We start from the raw sequence: 20,899 nt of genomic DNA on the forward strand, positions 1-20,899 counted from the left end.
GGAACTCGACGCCGATTTCCCGCGCGAGCGCCAACCGAACGCCCGCAGCCCCCCTCAGCACTCGATGACGTTCACGGCGAGACCGCCCTCGCTCGTCTCCTTGTACTTCGTCGACATGTCGATCCCGGTCTGGCGCATCGTCTCGACGACCATGTCGAGCGACACGTAGTGCTCGCCGTCGCCGCGCAGAGCGAGTCGCGCGGCCGTGACGGCGGTGGATGCCGCGATCGCGTTCCGCTCGATGCACGGGATCTGCACGAGGCCGCCCACGGGGTCGCAGGTGAGGCCGAGGTGGTGCTCCATCGCGATCTCGGCGGCATTCTCGATCTGCCGGTTCGTGCCGCCCATGACCGCGGTGAGTCCGCCCGCGGCCATCGCGCAGGCCGAACCGACCTCGGCCTGGCATCCACCTTCGGCGCCCGAGATCGACGCGTTCGCCTTGAACAGCGAGCCGAGCGCCGTCGCGGTGAGGAGGTACCGACGGATGCCGCGGCGGCGGTTCGCCTCGGCCAGGGATGCCTCGTCCTCGCGGCCGGTCGCGCCGGACGCGCCGCCCTCGGCCGGCGACCCAGCCCCGCGCCCGGCGTCAGCCGGCGCATGCAGACCGAGCAGCGCCGACCCGACGAGCTCGCCATACGGGGTCACCGCCGTCGACGACCCCAGCCCGGAGTCGGCGAGGAAGCGCCACCAGTACATCGCGACCGCGGGGACGATCCCCGCGGCTCCGTTCGTCGGCGCCGTCACCACCCGCCCGCCGGCGGCGTTCTCCTCGTTGACGGCGAGCGCGAACGCGCCCAGCCACTCCCCCGGGAGTTCGCGCCCGGTGCCCGCCTCGGCCTCCTCGAGCTGTTCGCGGATGGCGCTCGCGCGCCGCTTCACGCGCAGGATGCCGGGGAGCACGCCGCCCGTGTGGGCCGGATGCAGCCCCGCATCGACGCACGCCTTCATGGCATCCCAGATGGCGTCGAGCCCCGCAGCGATCTCCTCCTCCGCGCGCAGCGCCTCTTCGTTGCGGCGCGCGGCCTCGGCGATCGTCAGGCCCCGCTCGTCGCAGAGGGCGAGGAGCTCGGCGGCCGAGGAGAACTGCAGCGGGAACGGCGTCGACGCGACCTCCGCCGCGGCACCCTCACGGCGGATGAAGCCGCCGCCGATCGAGTAGTAGGTGTCCTCGGCGAGGACGGCGCCCGCGGCATCCCACGCCTGCAGCGTCATCGCGTTGGGGTGACCGGGCAGACGCGTGCGCGGCTCGAAGGCGATGTCGGCACGCGCGAACGGCACGGGCGTCGTGCCGGCGACGAGGAGGGGGGCGCCGTCGGGCCAGGCGGTCCACGCGGATCGGACGAGATCGGGGTCGACCGTCTCGGGGTCGTGACCCTGCAGGCCCGCGACGACCGCGTCGGGCGTGCCGTGACCGATTCCGGTCGCTCCGAGCGAGCCGTAGAGCGCGCAGGTCACGCGCGCGAGACCCGGGAGCGCGGAGATGCGCGTCGCGAAGTCCCGCCCGGCCCGGAGCGGGCCGACCGTGTGTGAGCTCGAGGGTCCTACACCGATGGAGAACAGCTCGAACGCCGAGACGTACGCACTCATCCTTCGAGCGTACGCCGCGCTGACCGGCGATGGCACGCGGACGAGGCCTCGCCGTAGGCTGATCGGCATGGGAATCGACGCACTGTGACCGCGCTCACGACACTCGCATCGGACCGCACCGCGGCCCTCGCCGCCGCCGAAGCGGCGGGGCGCGTCGACGACGCGTTCCTGGACCGCTTCGACGCGCAGTTCCCCCGCCTGCACGACCTCTTCACGCGGCTCTACGGCGACCGCGCCGACGGGCAGGAGCAGCTCGCCGCGACGGTCGCCGCGGCATCCACCTCCTGGAACGCTCGGCCGCTGGAGCTCAAGGTGCGCGACGCGCAGCGCGAAGCGGATGCCGGGTGGTTCCAGTCCGAGCGGATGCTCGGCGGCGTCGCCTACGTGGATCGGTTCGCCGGAAACCTCGCCGGGATCCGCGACCAGATCCCGTACTTCCGCGAGCTCGGGCTCACCTATCTGCACCTCATGCCGCTGTTCGACGCCCCCGAAGGCGACAACGACGGCGGCTACGCCGTGTCGAGCTATCGGAGGGTGAACCCGAGTCTCGGCACGATGGACGAGCTCAGCGAACTCGCCGCGGATCTCCGCACGGCAGGGATCTCACTCGTCGTCGACTTCATCTTCAATCACACGAGCAACGAGCACGAATGGGCGCGGAAGGCCGTCGCCGGCGACCCGGAGTATGCCGATTTCTACCTGATCTTCCCCGATTGCGAGATGCCCGACGCGTACGAGCGGACGACCCGTGAGATCTTCCCCGACGACCACCGCGGGTCGTTCGTGCAGCTTCCGGACGGCCGGTGGATCTGGTCGACGTTCTACCACTACCAGTGGGACCTCAACTACGCGAACCCGGCCGTCTTCCGTGCGATGGCGGGCGAGATGCTGTTCCTCGCGGGCCGCGGTGTCGAGGTGCTGCGGATGGATGCCGTCGCCTTCATCTGGAAGCGCCTGGGGACGGCGTGCGAGTCGCTCCCCGAGGCGCACCTCCTGCTGCAGGCGTTCAACGCCGTGCTCGCGATGGCGGCGCCCGGGATGGTGTTCAAGTCGGAGGCGATCGTCCACCCCGACGAGGTCGTCACCTACATCTCTCCCGAGGAATGCCAGCTCTCCTACAACCCGCTGCAGATGGCGCTCACGTGGGAGGCGCTCGCGACCCGCGACGGACGACTCCTGCAGGACGCCCTCGAGGAGCGCCACGCCCTGCCGGCCGGGACGGCGTGGGTCACCTACGTGCGCAGTCACGACGACATCGGTTGGACCTTCGCCGACGAGGATGCCGCGCGCTACGGCATCGACGGCTACGCGCACCGGCAGTTCCTCAACCGCTTCTACACGGGCCGCTTCGAAGGATCGTTTGCGCGCGGCGTCGCGTTCCAGGAGAACCCGACGACCGGCGATGCCCGCGTCGCGGGTACGACGGCATCGCTCGCCGGCATCGAAGCGGGCGATGCGGGCGGCGAGGACCGGGTCGTCCTCGCCCACGCGCTGGCGCTGTCGACCGGCGGCATCCCGCTGCTGTATCTCGGCGACGAGGTCGCGCAGCTGAACGACTACTCGTACCGCGACGACCCGGCGCGCCGCGGCGACAGCCGCTGGGTGCACCGGGGCAATCGGCCGCGCGACCGCTACGCGGAGCGCGGGGACGAGAGCACCGCGGCCGGGCGGGTCTTCCGCCGGCTGACGAAGCTCATCTCCGTCCGGCAGCAGGCCCCCGAGTTCGCCGGCAACGACCTCATCGGGTTCCGGACACCGCACCCCTCCGTCGTCGGGTACCAGCGCCCCGGCCCGGACACCCGCGTGCTGGTGCTCGCGAATGTCGGGGATGCCGAGGTGCAGATCGACCCGCTGACGCTGTCGGGCTTCGCCCGCGAGGCGTACGATCTCGTGCACGACGCGGACCTCGATCTCGACGAGGGCCTCACGCTTCCTCCGCACGGATTCGTCTGGGTGCGGGTCACGCCGCTCTGAGCGGGTCTCCCCGCGCGGGCGGGCGGACGGTCCGTCTGGCGAACGCCTGCGGGGCGGATGATCGTCCGAGGTCGGCGACTCCCCTTGCTCCGGCTCGGTGCGGCGTATTGAATGGCCGACGACACCCGCACGCCGCGGCCACCGGGAACGCGGTGCGCCTTTCTCGATCTCCAGACAGGAAGTGATCCCCGTGGGAACCACCGTCTTCGAAAGAAGCGCACCCTCGGCATCCGTCGTCGACCACAGTCTCGAGCAGACTCGAGACGGGGTCTTCTGGATCGACGATCTGCCCGCGGCGCTCCGGCCCGATCGGCAGGCGCTCCGCGGCACGGTGCGCGCCGACCTCGTCGTCGTCGGCGCGGGCTACACCGGGCTGTGGACGGCGCTCCTCGCAAAGCTCCGCGACCCGCACCGGCGCGTGGTGATCGTCGAGGCGCAGCGGGTCGGCTGGGCGGCATCCGGCCGCAACGGCGGCTTCTGCGAGGCGAGCCTCACCCACGGGCGCGAGAACGGCGCGAGCCGGTGGCCGAACGAGATCGACACGCTGGAGCGGCTCGGACGGCAGAACCTCGACGAGATCGAGCAGACCGTGGCGGACCTCGGGCTCGATGTCCAGTTCGAGCGGACGGGTGAGCTCGCCCCCGCGATCGAGGAGCACCAGCTCGCGTGGCTCGACGAGTGGCGCGCGGAAGCGGCGGATGACCCCGACGTCGTCTATCTCGACGAGGAGGCGGTGCGCAGGTCGGTGAACTCGCCGACCTATCTCGCCGCGATCTGGGAGAAGCGCTCGAGCGCGCTGGTGCACCCCGCGCGGCTGGCGGCGGAGCTCGCGCGGGCCTGCGAGGACCGCGGCGTCGAGATCTTCGAGCGCTCGCACGTCACCTCACTCGATTCGTCGACGAACGGCGTGACCGTCATCACCTCCGGCGGGTGGGTGCGTGCGTCGCAGGCGGTGCTCGCGACGAATGTGTTCCCGTCGTTGTTGACGCGCAACAAGCTCATGACGGTGCCGGTCTACGACTATGTGCTGATGACGGAGCCGCTCACCGACGAGCAGTGGTCCTCGATCGGATGGGCCGATCGCCAGGGTATCGGCGACATGGCGAACCAGTTCCACTACTACCGGCCGACGCAGGACGGGCGGATCCTGTTCGGCGGCTACGACGCGCTCTACCACTATGGGCGCCGCGTCGATCCGCGGTACGAGCACCGTCCCGATGTGTGGCGGAAGCTCGCCTCGCACTTCTTCACGACGTTCCCGCAGTTGGAGGGCCTGCGCTTCTCGCACGAGTGGGCGGGAGCGATCGATTCGTCGACGCAGTTCACGGCGTTCTTCGGAACGGCCCGCGGCGGCCGCGTCGCCTACGCCGCCGGCTTCACGGGGCTCGGGGTCGGGTCGACGCGGTTCGCGGGCGAGGTGATGCTCGACCTGCTGGCCGGAGACGAGACCGAGCGCACCCGGCTCGAGATGGTCCGCAAGCGTCCGCTGCCCTTCCCGCCCGAGCCGGCCGCAGCCGTCGGGATCAACCTGACGCGCTGGTCGATGGACCGCGCCGACCACAACGAGGGCAAGCGCAATCTGCTGCTGAAGACCCTCGATGCCCTCGGGCTGGGCTTCGACTCGTGAGCGAGCTCGATCCCGGCGTCGTCGTCTCCGCTCTCACCGCGGGGGTGCCGCTCGAGGCCGTGCCCGCCGCGCAGGTCGTCGCGGGGTCGCCGTCGACCGGCGCGATCGACCTCGACGAGGACATGGGCATCGGCGTCTGGGAGATGACCGTCGGCGCGATGCGCGACACCGAGATCGACGAGGTGTTCGTCGTCATCGCGGGGGATGCCACGGTGGAGTTCGTCTCACCGGCGCTGCCTTCCATCGAGCTCGCGCCCGGTGCCGTCGCGCGGCTGACCGCCGGCATGCAGACCGTCTGGACCGTGCGCGAGACGCTGCGCAAGATCTACCTCGCCTGAGCGAGGATCTCCAGACGCCCGCTCAGCCCTTCGCGGTGACCTCGACCTCGAACTCGACCTTCTGACCCGTCGAGCCGTTGGTGAGGGTGACGTCGGAGTCTCCGACCGAGAGGGCCGTGAGACCGGGGTTGAAGCTCGCCGAGGCATCCTTCTTTCCCGCCGTGAACGACACCACCTCCGGGTCGTCGATGTCGGCCGTCCAGTCGGTGAAGGTCTCGTCGTCACCCACCAGGTCGACGACGCCGCCCACCGGGACCGTGACGGTCGTGCCGTCGATCTTCGTCAGATCCGCGATGACGGGGGCGGCCAGCTGCGCCGAGGCGCTGCCGGTCGCGGGGGCCGAGCTCGCACCCGCGCAGCCGCCGAGCGCCAGGGCGAGGACGAGAGCGCCGGCCGCCGGCACCGTTCGGACGAGGGTTCTCGTGGACGTCATGGCATTCCCCTTTCGCGCGGCGCCCGTGCGCCTCTCGTCGGAGGCTACCCCCTGTGAGACTCCGCCCCTCACGCCCGCGCGGCGGAGCGCCGCACGAGCAGGGCGAAGTGCAGTGCCGTCAGCACCTCACCGTCGTCGAGGTCGACGCCGAGCAGGTCCTGGATGAGCGCGATGCGCTGGTAGAACACCGATCGCGACAGGTGCGACGCGGTCGCGGCGGCCGTGCGGTTGCCCGGGTGCGCGAGCATCGCGCCGAGCACGTCGAGGAGGTCACCACCGCGGTGGAGGTCGTACTCGATCAGCGGCGTGAGCATCCGCTCGCCGTGCTCGAGCGCGCGGTGGTCGTCGCGCAGGCTCGCGACGAGGCGCGCGAGCGGCCGATCGTCGCTCCGGCGAATCTCCGCCACGCCGCCGCTCGCCGCGCCGGCCGCGCCCGGCATGCCGCCGCGCACCCGGCGACCGCCGGGCGAGCGCGATAGATCGATGGCCTCGCCGAGCGACGCGAGACCGCCCTCGAGATCGTTCGCGACCGGTCCGACCGAGACGACGAGGCGCTCGACCACCCCCGGCGGCAGCGCCAGCTCGCGCACGAGCTTCAGGACGAGCGCGTCGTCCACGGCGAGGCGCGGAGGCAGCGAGAGCAGCAGGCGGATGCCTCCGCCGCGCCCCTCCCCGCCCGACGACAGCGCCCTGCCCCCGAGCGCCTGCGCCGCGGCATCCACGCCGCCAGCCATCGCCTCGGCAGCGGCACTTCCGCCGCCGGAGATGACGAGCCCGACGAGGCACGCGCCGTCGACGGGCACGCCGGATGCCTCGACGCGCGCGGTCGCGGCGCCGTACGCGCCGAAGCGGCCCGACAGGAGGTCCTCGAGGAGGGCGCGGCGCCCGATGCGGGCCCACTCCTCCCCCGCGCCGTCGGTGAGCCGCCCGAGCGCGAGCGCGATCGCGCCCTGCTCGAGGACTCCGGCGCGTCCCGCGGAATGCGGCGGACCGGGGAGAGCGACGAGGTGCCCCCAGCGAGTGCCGCGCGCCTCGACCGGCACGATGAGCCAGCCGTCCGGATCGTCCGCGCCGGCGCCTGAACCCGAGACCGCGCGGTGCGCAGCGCGCGAGCGCGCCTCCCAGCCGGTGAGCAGCTCCTGCTCCTGTGCGGGCGGGATGCCGCTGACGACGACCTCGTGCGCGAGATTCTCGAGGACCACCGGCGCACCGAGAGTCGCCGCGAGCTGGTGCACGATGAAGTCGGCGGGCGACCCGCGGAGGGCCAGCGCCGTGAACCGCGAGCGCACCTCGTCACGGGCCTGGAGCGCCGCCGACTGGTCGGCGATGATGCGCCGATGCACGGCCTCGGTCAGCTGGACGAATTTGACCTCGTTGTGCAGGGCCACGAGTGCCAGCTCGTGTGCGCGCGCCGCGTCGAGGACGACGGCGGGAACGTAGCGGTAGTGCGTGCCGAGCTCGAGGACGAGGCACGCGAGGCCCGCGGCGGCGAGGCGCCCGATGAACGCGCTCAACTCGTCGGGATCGGCGGGCCATCCCTGCCCCGTCGACAGCAGCAGTTCGCCGCCGTCGAGGAGACGCGCGACGCCGGCGCTGTCGGACACGTGCACCCATCGCACGCGCTGCTGCAGGGCCGCGTCGTCGGCGAGGATCTCGGGGTGCCCCGCCGCGAAGACGTCGAGGGCGAGCACCTCGCGCACGGTCGGAAGACTCTCCGGCGGGGCGCTCGGACGGATTGTCCGATCGCTCGGGTCTTCGCGACGCTCAGGCATCCGTGATCACGCTCTCTCGCTGTCAGACTGAATTCTGACCACGATAGACCACGCCGGTCGGACTGTCCGGATCAGCGGACCGCACCGGCTCCCCCACCCCCGAGGGAGAACCATGACCTCCGTCATCGCCCACTGGATCGACGGCGCCGGGTACGCGCCGGAGGGCGGGCGCACCGCTCCCGTCTACAACCCGGCGACGGGCGCCGTCACGGCCCAGGTCGCTCTCGCCGATCAGGCGGAGATCGACGCGGCCATCGCCTCGGCGGTGCGCGGGTTCGAGGCCTGGAGCGCGTTCTCGATCGCGAAGCGGCAGCAGGTCCTCTTCGCGTTCCGCGAGCTGCTCAACGCGCGCAAGGGCGAGCTCGCGGCGCTCATCACCGCCGAGCACGGCAAAGTGCTCTCGGATGCCATGGGCGAGATCGCCCGCGGGCAGGAGGTCGTGGAGCTCGCGACCGGATTCCCGCATCTCATCAAGGGGGCGTACTCGGAGAACGCGTCGAGCGGCATCGACGTGTACTCGCTCAAGCAGCCGCTCGGCGTCGTCGGCATCATCTCGCCGTTCAACTTCCCGGCGATGGTGCCCATGTGGTTCTTCCCCATCGCGCTGGCCGCGGGGAACGCGGTCGTGTTGAAGCCCTCCGAGAAGGACCCTTCCGCCGCCCTCTGGATGGCGCGGCTGTGGCAGGAGGCGGGCCTCCCCGACGGCGCGTTCACGGTGCTGCAGGGCGACAAGCTCGCCGTCGACGGCCTCCTCGAGAGCCCCGACGTGCAGTCGATCTCGTTCGTCGGGTCGACGCCGATCGCACAGTACATCTACGAGACCGCCAGCAAGCACGGCAAGCGCGTCCAGGCCCTGGGCGGCGCGAAGAACCACATGCTCGTCCTCCCCGACGCCGACCTCGACCTCGTCGCCGACGCTGCGATCAACGCCGGCTACGGCGCCGCGGGCGAGCGCTGCATGGCGATCTCGGTCGTCCTCGCGGTGGAGACCGTCGCCGACGCCCTCGTCGACAAGATCGGCGAGCGCATCGCAACCCTCAAGGTCGGCAACGGCGCGGATGCCGTGGAGCCCGACATGGGCCCGCTGATCACCGGCATCCACCGCGACAAGGTCTCCTCGTACGTCGACATCGCCGAGGCCGACGGCGCGCGCGTCGTCGTCGACGGGCGCGGCTTCGCGGTCGACGGCGCCGAGGACGGCTTCTTCTTCGGCCCGACGCTCCTCGACCACGTGCCCACCACGAGCCGCGCCTACACCGAGGAGATCTTCGGGCCCGTCCTCTCGGTCGTCCGCGTGAGCTCCTACGACGAGGGCGTCGCGCTGATCAACTCGGGCCAGTTCGGCAACGGCACCGCGATCTTCACGAACGACGGCGGCGCGGCGCGGCGCTTCCAGAACGAGGTGCAGGTCGGGATGATCGGTATCAACGTGCCGATCCCGGTACCGGTCGCGTACCACTCGTTCGGCGGGTGGAAGCAGTCGCTCTTCGGGGATGCCAAGGCATACGGCGTGCACGGATTCGACTTCTTCACGCGGGAGAAGGCGATCACGGCCCGCTGGATCGACCCGGCTGCCCGCGCCGACGGGGCATCCGCCGGCATCAACCTCGGCTTCCCGCAGAACCACTGATCGGACCCGCCATGACCGACATCCAGCCCGACCTCGAGGCCAACGCGCGCGTGCGCGCGGACGACCGCGGCCACGTCTTCCACTCCTGGAGCGCCCAGGCCCTCATCGACCCACACCCCGTCGCGGGTGGCGAAGGGGCGAGCTTCTGGGACTACGAGGGGAACACGTTCCTCGACTTCTCCAGCCAGCTCGTGAACCTCAACCTCGGTCACCAGCACCCCGACCTCGTCGCCGCGATCCAGCAGCAGGCGGGAAAGCTCGCCACGATCCAGCCGTCGATGGCGAACGACGTGCGCGGAGACCTCGCCCGCCGCATCTCCGAGGTCGCACCGGACGGCTTCTCCAAGGTGTTCTTCACGAACGGCGGGGCGGATGCCAACGAGAACGCCGTCCGCATGGCGCGCCTCGTCACGGGCAAGCGCAAGGTGCTGTCGGCCTACCGCAGCTACCACGGCAACACGTCGACGGCGATCACGCTGACCGGCGACCCGCGGCGCTGGCCGAACGAGCCCGCCGACGGGTCGGTCGCGCACTTCTTCGGGCCGTACGCGTACCGGTCGCCGTTCCACTCGGCATCCCCCGAGGAGGAGACGGCGCGCGCGCTCGAGCACCTCGAACAGACGATCATCCTGGAGGGGGCGTCGACGATCGGGGCGATCATCCTGGAGACGATCGTCGGCACGAACGGCGTGCTCGTGCCACCCCCCGGGTACCTCGCGGGCGTCCGGGCGCTGTGCGACACCTACGGCATCCTCTACATCGCCGACGAGGTGATGGTGGGTTTCGGTCGCGTCGGAGAGTGGTTCGCCTTCCAGGCGTTCGATGTCGTGCCCGACCTCATCACCTTCGCGAAGGGGATCAACTCGGGGTACGTCCCGCTCGGCGGCGTCGTGATCTCCGACGCCATCGCGAGCCGCTTCGACACCGTCGCCTTCCCGGGCGGGCTCACGTACTCGGGGCATCCCCTCGCGTGCGCCGCGGGGGTCGCGACGTTCGAGGTGTTCGAGCGCGACGGCATCCTGCCGCGCGTGCGCGATCTGGGCTCGCGCGTCGTGGAGCCCCGCCTGCGCGCCATGGCCGAGAAGCACCCGTCGATCGGCGAGGTGCGCGGGCAGGGCCTGTTCTGGGCGATCGAGCTCGTGCGCGACCGCGAGACGCGCGAGCCGCTCGTGCCCTTCAACGCCTCCGGTGCCGACGCGGCGCCGATGGCGGCGATCGCGGCGGCGTGCAAGAAGGCGGGCCTGTGGCCCTTCACGCACTTCAACCGCGTGCACGTCGCGCCGCCGCTCGTCATCTCGGAGGACGACCTCGTCCGGGGGCTCGACATCATCGATCGCGCCCTGGACGTCGCCGACGAGCACGTGACCGCCTGACGCTCACCTGAAGAGTGGCGGGGTCCCTCGCTTGACGGTGTCGGCGGCCCCTGCTTGCATCGAGCCATGGAACACGTGATCTCGGCCGACGGCACTCGCATCGCCCTCCACCGCGCGGGCGCGGGGCCGTCCGTCGTGATCGTGAACGGCGCCTTCTCGACGGCGCGGGATGCCGGGGAGCTCGCCACCGCCCTCGCCGACGCGGGGTTCACGGCGATCACCTACGACCGCCGTGCGCGGGGCGACAGCGACGATGCGCGCGCCGCCCGCACCGCCGTCGACCCGCTGCGCGAAGTCGACGATCTCGCCGCGGTCATCGCGGCGGCGGGCGGGGATGCCGCGGTGCTCGGCCACTCGTCGGGGGCAGTCCTGGCGCTCGTGGCCGCGGCCCGCGGCATCCCCGTGCGTCGGCTCTTCCTCTCCGAGCCGCCCTTCCACTTCGGCGTGGACGACGCGGACCCGAGTCTCCCCGAGCGCCTGCAGGCGCTCGTGGATGCCGAGCGCACGGGCGACGCCGTCGTCCTGTTCCAGCGGGAGGGCGTCGGGCTGCCCGACGCGATGGTCGAACAGATCCGCCAGAGCCCGCTTTTCGACGCTTTGCGCGCGCTCGCGCAGTCGACGGTCTACGACGCGGCTCTGACGCGCGACGTCTCGACGCCCACGCCGGACATGCTCGCCGTCGCGGCGCCTGTCACGATCCTCTGCGGAGAGCAGACCTTTCCAATGCTCTCCGTCGCGGCGGAGAAGCTCGCGGCCGCGATGCCCGGTGCGGAGCTTCTCATCACGCCGGAATCGTTGATGCATCGCCTCGACGTGGCGACGGCGACGCGGGTGGTGGCCGAGCGCCTGGGCGCTTCCGAAGCCTGAATCCGGCAGGAGCTCGTCTAGAGCAGACCCCGTCCGTCGCGCAGATCGAAGATCAGCTGGGTCTCGGTGGCCCGCACGACCGGATGCACAGTGATGTGCTCCAGCACGATGTCGCGCAGCGCCGCCGTGTCGGCCGCGGCGACGTGCACGAGGAAGTCGTCGGCGCCCGCGACATGGAACACCTGCAGCACCCGGGGAGTGTCGGCGAGGGCGTCGGCGAGCGCGTGGACGCGGTCAGGCGTGTGGTTGGTCAGACGCACGCGGATCATCGCCTGCAGCGGGTAGCCGAGGGCATCGGGCTCGATGCGCACCCGTGTGTCGCGGATCACCCCGCGGGTCTTCAGCGCCCGCACCCGGTGGGCGCACGTCGACTCGGCGATCTCGAGCCGCTGCGCGAGCGCTTTGTTGGTGACGTCGCCGTGCTGCGTGAGGATGCGCAGGATCGCGATGTCGAGTTCGTCGAGTCCCGCCGCATCGGCCGCTTGCATTCTGGCCAAGGAGATCCCCTTCCGTACGTCGTGTGCCACCGAAAATCCGCGATGATTGCTCTAGTGTTGCGTATTCTTCGGATTCTGCGCGAGATCCCCGTTCACATCGCAAGATGAAGATCATGCGCGATGATCTTTGGCACCTCGACACCCTCGCCGTCCACGCCGGACGCGAAGACCTCGCCACGCTCGGCGTGCACGCTCCGCCGATCGATCTGTCGACGACGAATCCGCTGCCCGATATCGAGCTCGGCGGCGATTCCTATGAGGCCATGGCGACGGGCGGGCGCCCAGTCGCGGAGGGCGGCATGGTCTACGCACGGCTGTGGAACCCGACGGTCGCCCGCTTCGAGGACGCGCTCGCGGCGCTCGAACACGCCGAGGCAGCCGCCGCGTTCGCTTCGGGCATGGCCGCGATGACGGCGGTCGTGATCGCACACACCGTGTCCATCGGCCGACGCCACGTCGTCGCGGTGCGGCCGCTCTACGGGGGCACCGATCACCTGCTCGGGTCGGCCATGCTGGGCACCGAGGTCACCTTCTGCCGCGAGGAAGAGGTGGCCGCGAACATCCGCCCCGACACCGGGCTCGTCGTGCTGGAAACCCCCGCCAATCCGACGCTCGAGCTCGTCGACATCGCCGCGGTCGTCGCGCAGGCGGGAGGGGTCCCCGTGGTGGTGGACAACACGTTCGCGACGCCCGTGCTGCAGAACCCGATCGAGCTGGGCGCGACGATGTCGCTGCACAGCGCGACGAAGTACCTCGGCGGGCACGGTGACGTGATCGCGGGCGTCGTCGCTGGATCCGAGCAGTCGATCGAGGCGCTCAGGCGCGTGCGCGCCATCACGGGCGGACTCCTCCACCCGCTCGGGGCCTATCTGCTGCACCGCGGACTTCCCACTCTTCCGCTGCGGATGGAGCGTCAACAGCGCAGCGCGCAGCGCATCGCCACCTGGCTCGCGGAGCACCCCGCCGTCGCCGAGGTCTTCTATCCCGGGCTGGACGGCGACCCGCGCGGCCTCATCGGTCGCCAGCTGCGCGGTCCCGGTGCCATGCTCGCCGTACGCCTGCGCGGGGGCTACGACTCCGCAGCGGCGGTCACGGCGGGCGTGCGCCTGTTCACCCACGCCGTGTCCCTCGGGGGCGTCGACTCGCTCATCCAGCACCCGGCCGCCCTCACGCATCGGCCAGTCCCAGCCGAGGCGCGGCCGGGCGCCGACATCGTGCGCCTGTCGATCGGGCTCGAGGATGCCGCGGACCTCATGGCTGACCTCGATGGCGCACTCACCGCCGCCGACCGGCGTTCAGGTGACGCGTACGCCGGGAATCTGAGCGAGGTTTCCGGCGTACGCGCCCACTGAACGGCGATCGGAGGGATCGACGGTCGCTCAGAGGGTGCGCGCGAAGGGGTCGAACCCGTCCTCGAGGAGCGGCACGGGCGCCACGGTCGAGTCGATGCGGACGGTCTCGCCGGAGGCGGCGGCATCCTGTGCCGACAGCATCACGTCGAGGACGTGGAAGCCCAGCTCACCCGTCGCGATGTGGGGCCGGTCCGCGGCGATGGCGCGTGCCATGTCGAGGACGCCGAGCCCACGACCCGTGACGATGCCCTGCTCGGGGATCTCGATCCATTCCTGGCCCGCGCGGTCGAAATCGGTGATGGTTCCGACCGGCTTCACATACGCGATGCGCCCCGAGAACATGTTCGGGTCGGGGATCACGATCGACCCTTCCGAGCCGTGGATCTCGACGACGCCGGCGCGTTCGAGCGCGGAGTCGAAGCTCAGCAGATGCGTGCCGTGCTGACCGCCCGCGAAGGAGGTCAGCACCTGCACGGTGGAGGGCACCTCGACGGGGAAGGTCTCCCCCGCCCGCGGTCCCGTGCGGATCGTCCGCTCGAGCTGCGGGCGCGACCCGCGCGCGGCGACGGCCTCGATGGGGCCGAGCAGGCTCACGAGCGCCGAGAAGTAGTACGGCCCCATGTCGAGGAGCGGTCCGGCACCCTCCGCGAACAGGAACGCGGGCTCGGGATGCCAGGCATCCGGACCCTGCGTCTGGAAGATCGTCTGCACGAACAGCGGCGTGCCGATGACGCCGTCCGCGATGGCGCGCTTCGCGGTCTGGAAGCCGGGGCCCAGGAGCGTGTCGGGCGCCGATCCGATTCGCACGCCCTTCTCCGCCGCGAGAGCGAGAAGCTCCCGGGTCGACTCCCGGTCGAGGCCGATCGGCTTCTCGGTCCAGACGTGCTTGCCCGCCTCGACCGCCGCGCGCGACACCTCGACGTGCACGGCGGGGATCGTGAGGTTCACGACGAGGTCCACGTCGGGGTGCGCGAGCACGTCAGCCGCGGTGCCCCACGAGGCGATGCCGAACTCCTCGGCCTTCGCCTTCGCGCGCTCGGGGATGAGATCCCCCACCGCGACGACGGCGACGTCGGGGAACGAGGTCAGGTTCTCGAGGTAGGTCTGGCTGATGACGCCGAGGCCGATGATACCGACGCTGAACGGGCGCCCTGCTGCGGTGCCGGTCACGCGACGAACCCGCCGTCCGTGAGGAAGGCCAGGGATGCCGCGATGTCGGCGAAGACGTCGCCGGGGGCCTTGTCGTACTCGATGACGGCGTAGCGGATCGCGGCGCCGGCCCGGAGCGCGGCGGCGAGCGGCACGTCGCCCTCACCGGCGCGGCGCTGGTCGAGTGCGTCGGATCCGAACTCCGCGGCGCCCGGAGCCCACGGGTTGGATGCCGGCACGACGCCGTCCTTCACGTGGACCGCGGTGAGACGGCTCCCGAGGCGCTCGACGAGAGCCGGCAGGTCCTGGCCGCCCGTCAGCGCCCAGAACAGGTCGAGCTCGAGCTGCACGCGCTCATCGGTGAGGGCGACGAACCGCTCGTACGCGGAGACGCCGTCGAAGGAGGCCACGAACTCCTGCGCGTGGTTGTGGTAGCCGACCGACAGCCCGAACCCGGCAGCCGTCTCGACGAGCGCGTTGAGACGCTCGGCGATGTCGCTCACGCCCTCCTCGGTGAGCCAGCGCTCCGGTGCGACGAACGGGTCGATGACGGTCTGGATGCCGATCTCGGCGGCCGCCGCGAACACGACCTCCGGCGCGGGCGTGGGGATCGAGCCGTCCGGGGTCCACAGCTCGTCGGTCAGCAGGGGCGCGTGACCCGTCGGCGCGGCGAGTCCCGCGGCATCCAGAGCCGCCCGGATCTCCGCCGGGCGCGACACGAAGTCGAACGCCTCGACGTTGCGCAGCCCGATCCCGGCGAGGGTGTCGAGCGACCCCTGGAGATCGGCGGAGAACTCCTCGCGCAGCGTGTAGAGCTGGACCGAGGCTTCGGGAAGGGTCATGGCACGTCCTTCTGGGTACGTCGTTGTGGGATGCCGTGCGGATGCCGCCCGCGGCGGAACCGACGATACCGCAGAAAACCTCCAAGTGGAAGTTTTTCTCCCGGCATCCTTCAGCGCATGGCGGCGACGAGGATCACGACGAGCCCGAATACTCCGATCATCCCGGTGAGGGCGGCGAGGGCGACGAGCAGCGCGCCATCCGGGAGCGCGCGCCGCGCCGTCCGCGCGAGGAGCACGTCGTTCACCCGGGCGGCGCGGAGGCGCGCGGCGTGCCACAGCGCACCCGCGCAGACGAGCCCCGCAATGCCCGGCGCCACCCACCCCACTCCGCCGAGCGTGGCCGGGAGCATCCGCATCGCGACGAGCGAGCCCACCGCGAGGGCGAGCGCGGTGCGCCGCCACGCGAGTTCGGTGCGTTCCGGCTGGAGGCCCGGGTCGTACAGCGCGCTCATCGCAACAGGACGGCGAGCAGCACGAGTACGCCCGACGCCGTCACCGCGAGCGCGAGCACCGGCCCGAGCGGCGATGCCGGCAGCGGCGCGCCGAGGCGCATCGCCCGCTCGGCGCGGATCCAGCCGACCCAGGCGATCGCAGGAGTCGCGATGCCGGCGAGGAGCAGGACCAGGGATGCCGCGAGACGCAGCCCCGCATGCAGGTCGAGCCCGAGCACCTCGAGCGCGACACCGCCGGCGACGAGCGCGAGCGCCGTGCGGATCCACGCGAGGAAGGTGCGCTCGTTCGCGAGCGTGAACCTCGGGTCGGGCTCGTCGCCGTGTCGGTAGACGGCGGACGGGAAGCGGGGGCGGTCCGTCATCGCGCCACCGTCCGGAATCCGGCGTTGCCCATCGAGGAGTCGGGTGTGTTCTGCGACCGCGCGGAATTGCGATAGCGGTTGCAGTAGGAGACGTGGCAGAGGTAGCTGCCGCCGCGCAGGACGCGGGTCGTGCCCGCGTCGGGGCCGTGCGGGTCGAATGCCGGGGACGTGCCGTAGTACGTGGGCGAGAACCAGTCGCTGCACCACTCCCAGACGTTCCCGACCATCTGCCACAGGCCGTACCCGTTCGGGGCGAACGTGCGCACCGGCGCGGTCGTGAGCCATCCGTCTTCGCGCGTGTTCTCGTGTGGGAAGACACCCTGCCAGATGTTGGCGCGCCAGCGCTCGGCATCGACGTCGTCGTCGCCCCACGGGTAGGTCGCCCCCGCGATGCCGCCGCGTGCCGCGTACTCCCACTCGGCTTCGGTGGGGAGGCGTCGCTCCGCCCACGCGCAATAGGCGACGGCGTCGTTCCAGCTGATGTGCACGACCGGGTGTTCGGCGAGGCCGTCGATGGAGGACGCGGCACCGCCGGGGTGTCGCCAGTCGGCCCCGCGCACACCGAACCACCAGGGCGTTCCGGCAGCCGGGCCCATGACATCGACGGGCGGCGCCGCGAGGGCGAGGTGGAAGACCGCCGAGAAGCCGAACACCTCCGCCTCGGTCCGGTATCCGGTCGCGTCGACGAACGCCGCGAAGGCCTCGTTGGTCACCGACGTCTCATCGATCTCGAACGCCTCCAGGGCGACGTCGTGCAGCGGCACCTCGCCATCGGCGGGGTTCCGGTCGCCCGACGAGTCGCCCATCGTGAAAGTCCCTGCGGGAACGCGCACCTGTGGCACGAGGTGACGCCCCGTCGCTCGGCTGGCCTCCGCGCGAGGCGGAGCAGCGAGGGCGAAGAGATCGCGAGACGGTGCACCGCACCCGCACGCCGGCCCGCATTCACCTGACACGTCGCCGCCTCCCCGGGTGGGAAAAAGAAGACCCCCGGTCTCCCGGAGGTCTTCGTCACTGTCTCAACACAGTGTGCGCCCGAAGGGACTCGAACCCCTAACCTTCTGATCCGTAGTCAGATGCTCTATCCATTGAGCTACGGGCGCATGCCTTCCTCGCGGAGGGCCGTGGAATAGCTTAGCGCACGGCGAGGCATGCGCTAAATCGGGGCGCCTACTCGAGCTCCGCGGGGTCGATCGCGCCCCGGTGCGCACCGCCGCTCTCCACGACCTCGGGCACCTCGCCGGACTCCCGCAAGACGCGCTGGGCCTTCGCGCTGCGGCGCTGGGCACGCAGCTTCGGGAGGTCGACGAGGCGCAGCGCCTGCATGCGCGCGGTGCGCATGCGCGCGTAGTCCGGGTCGAGGTCGGGGCGGGATGCCTCGATGCGGAGAGTCCGGTCGATGTTCTTCGCGACCTCCGCCCACGCGGCATCCCGGGCATCGGCGATGAGGAGGCGCAGCTCGGCGTCGTCGGCGGCCCGCAGCCGCAGCTGTTCGGCGACGTGCAGCGACTGCTTCTCGCGTCGACGCAGGTTCCGCACGTCGCGGGCGCGATAGTCGTGCGTCCCGTCGGAGTCGTAGTGGCGGCCTCGGGCCCGCCGGCGCTCGGTCGCCGTCCGCGCGGCATCCGCCTCCGCCTCGGCGGCGAGCGCTTCGAGCGCGGCGCGCGCCTCGGGCAGGTACCGCTCGAGGTCGAAGTCCTCGCCCTCAGCGAGGATGTGCACGAGGATCGTGTTCTTGAGGCTCAGACGCGTCGCGGCCGAGGCGATGTACAGCCCCTCGGCGACGATGTCGCGCGTGCGCGCCCGCTTCTTCTTCGCCACGTCACCCCCTCACCTCGATCCTACGAGGCGCCATCGGGGAGAATCGAGGAGACGACGCAATCCCGCGTGCGGGAATCGGAAGGGGCGAGGATGCCACGGTTGCAGGTCGCGGGCGCGACGAGCGTCATCACAGGGGCCGCGAGCGGCATGGGCGCGGAGGTCGCGAGGCAGCTCGCGGCGCGAGGCGCGCGCATCGCGCTCGTGGACCGGAACGCCGACGGGCTCGCCGGCGTCGCGGCATCCCTCGCCGGCTCCGCGCACACGACGCACGTCGTCGACCTCACCGACGACGCCGCGGTCGCTGCTCTCGCGGAGGAGATCGCGCTGGCGCATCCGCACGTGCAGACGCTCATCACGTGCGCGGGCTCGTCGATGCTCGGCGACATCGACCAGCTGACGATGGAGGAGATGCGCTGGCTGATGGACGTGAACCTGTGGGGCACCGTCAACATCACGCAGGCGCTCCTGCCGGCGCTGCGCCGCTCCCCGGCGGCCCACATCACGCACCTGGTCTCGATCTACGGGCTCGCCGCGCCCGCCGGCCGCATCCCGTACGCGATGAGCAAGTACGCCGTGCGCGGCTTCACCGAGGCGCTCCGGCACGAGCTGGAGGGCTCGAGCGTCTCGGTGGGTGCGATCTATCCCGCGGGGGTCAAGACGGGAATCATCCTGCACGGACGCTACGCCGCGGCGATCGATCCCGCCGTCGCCCAGCGCGCCGCGCAGGCGCAGGCCGCGATGTACCACACCGAGCCGGTGGATGCCGCGGCGAAGATCGTCGAGGCCATCGTGCGCCGCCGCGCGCGCACGATGGTCGGCCGCGAGGCGGGCCTGGTCGACGTCCTGACCCGCCTCACACCGACGCACTACTGGGCGGCGATGCGCCGCCCTCTGCGGGATGCCATCGACACGACCAGCCCGATCGGGTGATCCGTCGATCAGGCGGGCTTGCTGTACCGGTCGGCGCTGAAGCCGATGATGAAGTAGCCGATCGGTGCGATGAGGAACAGCAGGAAGAACGAGAACACCGCCCCGTGGTCGAAGGCCCGGCCGACCCGGATCGCGACGATGATCGCGAAGACGACGTTCACGAGGGGGATCAGCGCCAGAAGTCCCCACCAGGCCGAATAGCCGGCGATCTTCACGAGGAAGAACCAGTTGACGATCGGGATCAGGGCGAGGATGCCCGGATAGCCGGCCTTCGTGAAGACCTTCCACATCGCGATCGCGAGCAGGATGTAGTACGCCAGTCCGATGATCGTTCCGGCGGTTCCGCCGAAAACGCTCTGCCACTGGTCGAGAGTCGTGTTGTCAACGTCCATGGCGCTCATGCTAGGGGGCGCCCGGCTCGCACGCATTCGTATCTTCATCCGACACGCCGCGTCACGGAATACCACGCGTCTCCCGCGAGAGCAACCCCCTGCCGACGTCGGCGGCCCCGCCGTATCGTCGTCGACGAACCACTCTTCTCCGACGAAAGGAGCGCGCAATGGGAATCCTGGACGACGCCAAGGAAGCCGCCGAGACGGCGGGCCGCAAGATCAAGGAAGGCTTCGAGGACACCAAGGACCGCGTCGGCGACAAGATCGACGAAGTGAAGGCGGATGCCGAGGTGAAGAAGGCCGAGGCCGAGCGCGACTCCGTCGAGAAGCGCAACGAGGTCAAGGCGGATCTGCGCGGAGACAACGACTGACATCCTCTTGCGCCGGCTTCCTCCCTTGCCGGCGCTTCGCGAAGGGCCTCGGAGAGTACTCCGGGGCCTTTCTGCCGCGCGCGCTCAGGACGCCGCTGCTGCACCGACGCTCAGATCGCGGAGATCCGCCAGGATGCCGAGGTCTCCGCGCCGGGCTCGAGCACGATCAGTCCGGCGTCGTAGTCGTAGCGGTTCGCGTTGAAGGCATCCGGGGCGCACGTCATCGGCTCGACGGCGAGACCCGCGCGGTGGAACGGCTGGGTCGGGCCGCCCGGAAGGTCCGCCGTGTGCACCTGCACCCACGGGCATGCCGCATCCCACGTCATCTCGACGCCCGTGCCGGAGGGGTCGCTCAGCCGCACCGTGGCGAGGCCGTCGGCGGTGCGCTCCAGCGCGGTGTAGGCGTGGTCGATCTCGACGGCGCCGAGCACGCGCGCCGGGCGCGCGGCACGCCAGTCGAAGCGCTCCGGGTCGAACACGGCCACGTCGCGCAGCGCGACCGGCGAGAGCCGGTCCGATGTGACCTCGAGGACCTCGGCGGCGGGCAGCGTGAGCGTCCAGGTGTCGAGCGGGCCGGGCCCCGCGACGAGGTAGGGATGGGGGCCCGTGCCGAAGGGAGCGGCATCCTCGCTCTCGTTCACGGCGCGGACGGTCTGGACGAGCCCGTTCTCGTCGAGGGCGTAGGTCGTCTCCACTCGCACGCGCCACGGGTAGGCCGTCTGGGGCTCGATGACGGCCGCGAGGGTGACGGAGGCATCCGTCTGCGCCGTCGCCACGAAGTCGAGCCAGGCGGCGAGGCCGTGCAGAGCGTGGCCGCGCTTCGGCTCGGTCAGGGCGAGCTCGAACTCCTCACCCGCGAACGCGTAGCGACCGTCGACGACGCGGTTCGGCCACGGCGCGAGGAGCGCACCACGGTAGCCGGGCCGGACCTCGTCGGCGTCGAACGGCACGACGAGGTCGCGTCCCTCGTGGCGCAGAGCGCGCAACGACGCGCCTATGCTCGCGATCTCGGCTTCGTACGCGCCCGCGCGCAGGATGAACGGAGTGCCGGAACGGGGGGTGGAGGTCATCCCTCCATTCTCGTGGATGTCCGGCCGCACTTTCGTCGTCGCGGATCGTCATTATCCGAGCGC

21 protein-coding genes and 1 tRNA gene are annotated in these 20,899 nt (G+C 71.1%); 9 read left to right on the forward strand and 13 right to left on the reverse strand.

What is annotated here, in order from left to right; genetic code table 11:
* Positions 1-54 precede the first annotated feature (54 nt).
* Positions 55-1,587 (reverse strand): L-serine ammonia-lyase, iron-sulfur-dependent, subunit alpha, encoded by a 1,533-nt coding sequence (locus tag J0I43_RS12420; RefSeq protein WP_292864185.1) that lies wholly within the window; start codon positions 1,585-1,587, stop codon positions 55-57.
* Between the two features lie 84 nt (positions 1,588-1,671).
* Between J0I43_RS12420 and J0I43_RS12425 the strand changes: the two genes are divergently transcribed.
* From J0I43_RS12425 to J0I43_RS12435, 3 genes are all read left to right on the forward strand, one after another.
* Positions 1,672-3,561, forward strand: a complete 1,890-nt coding sequence (locus J0I43_RS12425; protein ID WP_292864188.1) for an amylosucrase — start codon at positions 1,672-1,674, stop codon at positions 3,559-3,561.
* 190 nt (positions 3,562-3,751) lie between these two features.
* Positions 3,752-5,188, forward strand: a complete 1,437-nt coding sequence (locus tag J0I43_RS12430) for an FAD-binding oxidoreductase (RefSeq protein ID WP_292864191.1) — start codon at positions 3,752-3,754, stop codon at positions 5,186-5,188.
* On the forward strand, positions 5,185-5,526 hold the full coding sequence (locus tag J0I43_RS12435) for a cupin domain-containing protein (RefSeq protein ID WP_292864194.1): 342 nt from the start codon (positions 5,185-5,187) through the stop codon (positions 5,524-5,526). Before J0I43_RS12430 ends, J0I43_RS12435 begins: the two co-directional genes overlap by 4 nt.
* A 22-nt stretch (positions 5,527-5,548) precedes the next feature.
* On the opposite strand, the gene J0I43_RS12440 is transcribed toward J0I43_RS12435, so the two are convergent.
* The gene (locus J0I43_RS12440) at positions 5,549-5,959 is read right to left on the reverse strand and encodes a hypothetical protein (RefSeq protein ID WP_292864197.1); all 411 of its coding nucleotides are present in this window, start codon (positions 5,957-5,959) and stop codon (positions 5,549-5,551) included.
* Between the two features lie 68 nt (positions 5,960-6,027).
* Positions 6,028-7,659 (reverse strand): PucR family transcriptional regulator, encoded by a 1,632-nt coding sequence (locus J0I43_RS12445; protein WP_292864200.1) that lies wholly within the window; start codon positions 7,657-7,659, stop codon positions 6,028-6,030.
* Positions 7,660-7,843: 184 nt separating this feature from the next.
* Between J0I43_RS12445 and J0I43_RS12450 the strand changes: the two genes are divergently transcribed.
* From J0I43_RS12450 to J0I43_RS12460, 3 genes are all read left to right on the forward strand, one after another.
* Positions 7,844-9,361, forward strand: coding sequence for a CoA-acylating methylmalonate-semialdehyde dehydrogenase (locus J0I43_RS12450; RefSeq protein WP_292864202.1), 1,518 nt, complete (start codon positions 7,844-7,846; stop codon positions 9,359-9,361).
* An 11-nt stretch (positions 9,362-9,372) separates the two neighbouring features.
* A complete protein-coding gene (locus J0I43_RS12455) occupies positions 9,373-10,734 on the forward strand; it encodes an aspartate aminotransferase family protein (RefSeq protein ID WP_292864205.1) in 1,362 nt (453 codons plus the stop codon).
* Between the two features lie 66 nt (positions 10,735-10,800).
* The gene (locus J0I43_RS12460; protein ID WP_292864208.1) at positions 10,801-11,601 is read left to right on the forward strand and encodes an alpha/beta fold hydrolase; all 801 of its coding nucleotides are present in this window, start codon (positions 10,801-10,803) and stop codon (positions 11,599-11,601) included.
* 17 nt (positions 11,602-11,618) lie between these two features.
* Here the strand turns inward: J0I43_RS12460 and J0I43_RS12465 are convergent, their stop codons facing one another.
* Positions 11,619-12,089, reverse strand: coding sequence for an Lrp/AsnC family transcriptional regulator (locus J0I43_RS12465; RefSeq protein WP_292864460.1), 471 nt, complete (start codon positions 12,087-12,089; stop codon positions 11,619-11,621).
* A 122-nt stretch (positions 12,090-12,211) separates the two neighbouring features.
* Here J0I43_RS12465 and J0I43_RS12470 point away from each other — a divergent pair, with 122 nt between their 5' ends.
* On the forward strand, positions 12,212-13,450 hold the full coding sequence (locus J0I43_RS12470; RefSeq protein WP_292864211.1) for a PLP-dependent aspartate aminotransferase family protein: 1,239 nt from the start codon (positions 12,212-12,214) through the stop codon (positions 13,448-13,450).
* Positions 13,451-13,477: 27 nt separating this feature from the next.
* Here J0I43_RS12470 and J0I43_RS12475 read toward each other — a convergent pair whose 3' ends face one another.
* From J0I43_RS12475 to J0I43_RS12505, 7 genes are all read right to left on the reverse strand, one after another.
* The gene (locus J0I43_RS12475) at positions 13,478-14,620 is read right to left on the reverse strand and encodes a Gfo/Idh/MocA family oxidoreductase (protein WP_292864213.1); all 1,143 of its coding nucleotides are present in this window, start codon (positions 14,618-14,620) and stop codon (positions 13,478-13,480) included.
* A complete protein-coding gene (locus J0I43_RS12480) occupies positions 14,617-15,441 on the reverse strand; it encodes a sugar phosphate isomerase/epimerase (protein ID WP_292864216.1) in 825 nt (274 codons plus the stop codon). Before J0I43_RS12480 ends, J0I43_RS12475 begins: the two co-directional genes overlap by 4 nt.
* A gap of 110 nt (positions 15,442-15,551) precedes the next feature.
* Positions 15,552-15,893, reverse strand: coding sequence for a DUF202 domain-containing protein (locus J0I43_RS12485; RefSeq protein WP_292864231.1), 342 nt, complete (start codon positions 15,891-15,893; stop codon positions 15,552-15,554).
* Positions 15,890-16,255: a DUF202 domain-containing protein gene (locus J0I43_RS12490; RefSeq protein WP_292864233.1), complete on the reverse strand. Its 366-nt coding sequence runs from the start codon at positions 16,253-16,255 to the stop codon at positions 15,890-15,892. The genes J0I43_RS12485 and J0I43_RS12490 overlap by 4 nt, the downstream gene beginning before the upstream one ends.
* Positions 16,252-17,061 carry a formylglycine-generating enzyme family protein gene (locus J0I43_RS12495; protein WP_292864235.1) on the reverse strand — a complete coding sequence of 270 codons (810 nt, stop codon included), beginning with the start codon at positions 17,059-17,061 and terminating at the stop codon, positions 16,252-16,254. Before J0I43_RS12495 ends, J0I43_RS12490 begins: the two co-directional genes overlap by 4 nt.
* A gap of 221 nt (positions 17,062-17,282) precedes the next feature.
* Positions 17,283-17,355, reverse strand: a tRNA-Arg gene (locus J0I43_RS12500).
* 67 nt (positions 17,356-17,422) lie between these two features.
* Positions 17,423-18,073: an asparagine synthase gene (locus tag J0I43_RS12505; protein WP_292864237.1), complete on the reverse strand. Its 651-nt coding sequence runs from the start codon at positions 18,071-18,073 to the stop codon at positions 17,423-17,425.
* 90 nt (positions 18,074-18,163) lie between these two features.
* On the opposite strand from J0I43_RS12505, the gene J0I43_RS12510 reads away from it, so the two are divergent.
* Positions 18,164-19,003: an SDR family oxidoreductase gene (locus J0I43_RS12510; protein WP_292864239.1), complete on the forward strand. Its 840-nt coding sequence runs from the start codon at positions 18,164-18,166 to the stop codon at positions 19,001-19,003.
* 8 nt (positions 19,004-19,011) lie between these two features.
* Here J0I43_RS12510 and J0I43_RS12515 read toward each other — a convergent pair whose 3' ends face one another.
* The gene (locus tag J0I43_RS12515; protein WP_292864241.1) at positions 19,012-19,395 is read right to left on the reverse strand and encodes a DUF5684 domain-containing protein; all 384 of its coding nucleotides are present in this window, start codon (positions 19,393-19,395) and stop codon (positions 19,012-19,014) included.
* A gap of 167 nt (positions 19,396-19,562) precedes the next feature.
* Here J0I43_RS12515 and J0I43_RS12520 point away from each other — a divergent pair, with 167 nt between their 5' ends.
* Complete coding sequence (locus tag J0I43_RS12520) at positions 19,563-19,766, forward strand: hypothetical protein (protein WP_292864243.1); 204 nt, start codon at positions 19,563-19,565, stop codon at positions 19,764-19,766.
* A gap of 110 nt (positions 19,767-19,876) precedes the next feature.
* Here the strand turns inward: J0I43_RS12520 and J0I43_RS12525 are convergent, their stop codons facing one another.
* Positions 19,877-20,836: an aldose 1-epimerase family protein gene (locus J0I43_RS12525; RefSeq protein WP_292864245.1), complete on the reverse strand. Its 960-nt coding sequence runs from the start codon at positions 20,834-20,836 to the stop codon at positions 19,877-19,879.
* Between the last annotated feature and the right edge of the window lie 63 nt (positions 20,837-20,899).

The sequence above is a fragment of the Microbacterium sp. genome (assembly GCF_017305435.1).
In the GTDB taxonomy this organism is placed as follows: domain Bacteria; phylum Actinomycetota; class Actinomycetes; order Actinomycetales; family Microbacteriaceae; genus Microbacterium.

Bases quoted from the DNA above. Each gene is read 5' to 3' on its own strand.
- J0I43_RS12470 (WP_292864211.1), top strand. From the start codon at position 12,212: ATGCGCGATGATCTTTGGCACCTCGACACCCTCGCCGTCCACGCCGGA.
- J0I43_RS12495 (WP_292864235.1), bottom strand. From the start codon at position 17,061: ATGGGCGACTCGTCGGGCGACCGGAACCCCGCCGATGGCGAGGTGCCG.
- J0I43_RS12450 (WP_292864202.1), top strand. From the start codon at position 7,844: ATGACCTCCGTCATCGCCCACTGGATCGACGGCGCCGGGTACGCGCCG.
- J0I43_RS12440 (WP_292864197.1), bottom strand. From the start codon at position 5,959: ATGACGTCCACGAGAACCCTCGTCCGAACGGTGCCGGCGGCCGGCGCT.
- J0I43_RS12515 (WP_292864241.1), bottom strand. From the start codon at position 19,395: ATGGACGTTGACAACACGACTCTCGACCAGTGGCAGAGCGTTTTCGGC.
- J0I43_RS12460 (WP_292864208.1), top strand. From the start codon at position 10,801: ATGGAACACGTGATCTCGGCCGACGGCACTCGCATCGCCCTCCACCGC.
- J0I43_RS12420 (WP_292864185.1), bottom strand. From the start codon at position 1,587: ATGAGTGCGTACGTCTCGGCGTTCGAGCTGTTCTCCATCGGTGTAGGA.
- J0I43_RS12480 (WP_292864216.1), bottom strand. From the start codon at position 15,441: ATGACCCTTCCCGAAGCCTCGGTCCAGCTCTACACGCTGCGCGAGGAG.
- J0I43_RS12520 (WP_292864243.1), top strand. From the start codon at position 19,563: ATGGGAATCCTGGACGACGCCAAGGAAGCCGCCGAGACGGCGGGCCGC.
- J0I43_RS12490 (WP_292864233.1), bottom strand. From the start codon at position 16,255: ATGACGGACCGCCCCCGCTTCCCGTCCGCCGTCTACCGACACGGCGAC.
- J0I43_RS12525 (WP_292864245.1), bottom strand. From the start codon at position 20,836: ATGACCTCCACCCCCCGTTCCGGCACTCCGTTCATCCTGCGCGCGGGC.
- J0I43_RS12455 (WP_292864205.1), top strand. From the start codon at position 9,373: ATGACCGACATCCAGCCCGACCTCGAGGCCAACGCGCGCGTGCGCGCG.
- J0I43_RS12485 (WP_292864231.1), bottom strand. From the start codon at position 15,893: ATGAGCGCGCTGTACGACCCGGGCCTCCAGCCGGAACGCACCGAACTC.
- J0I43_RS12465 (WP_292864460.1), bottom strand. From the start codon at position 12,089: ATGCAAGCGGCCGATGCGGCGGGACTCGACGAACTCGACATCGCGATC.
- J0I43_RS12510 (WP_292864239.1), top strand. From the start codon at position 18,164: ATGCCACGGTTGCAGGTCGCGGGCGCGACGAGCGTCATCACAGGGGCC.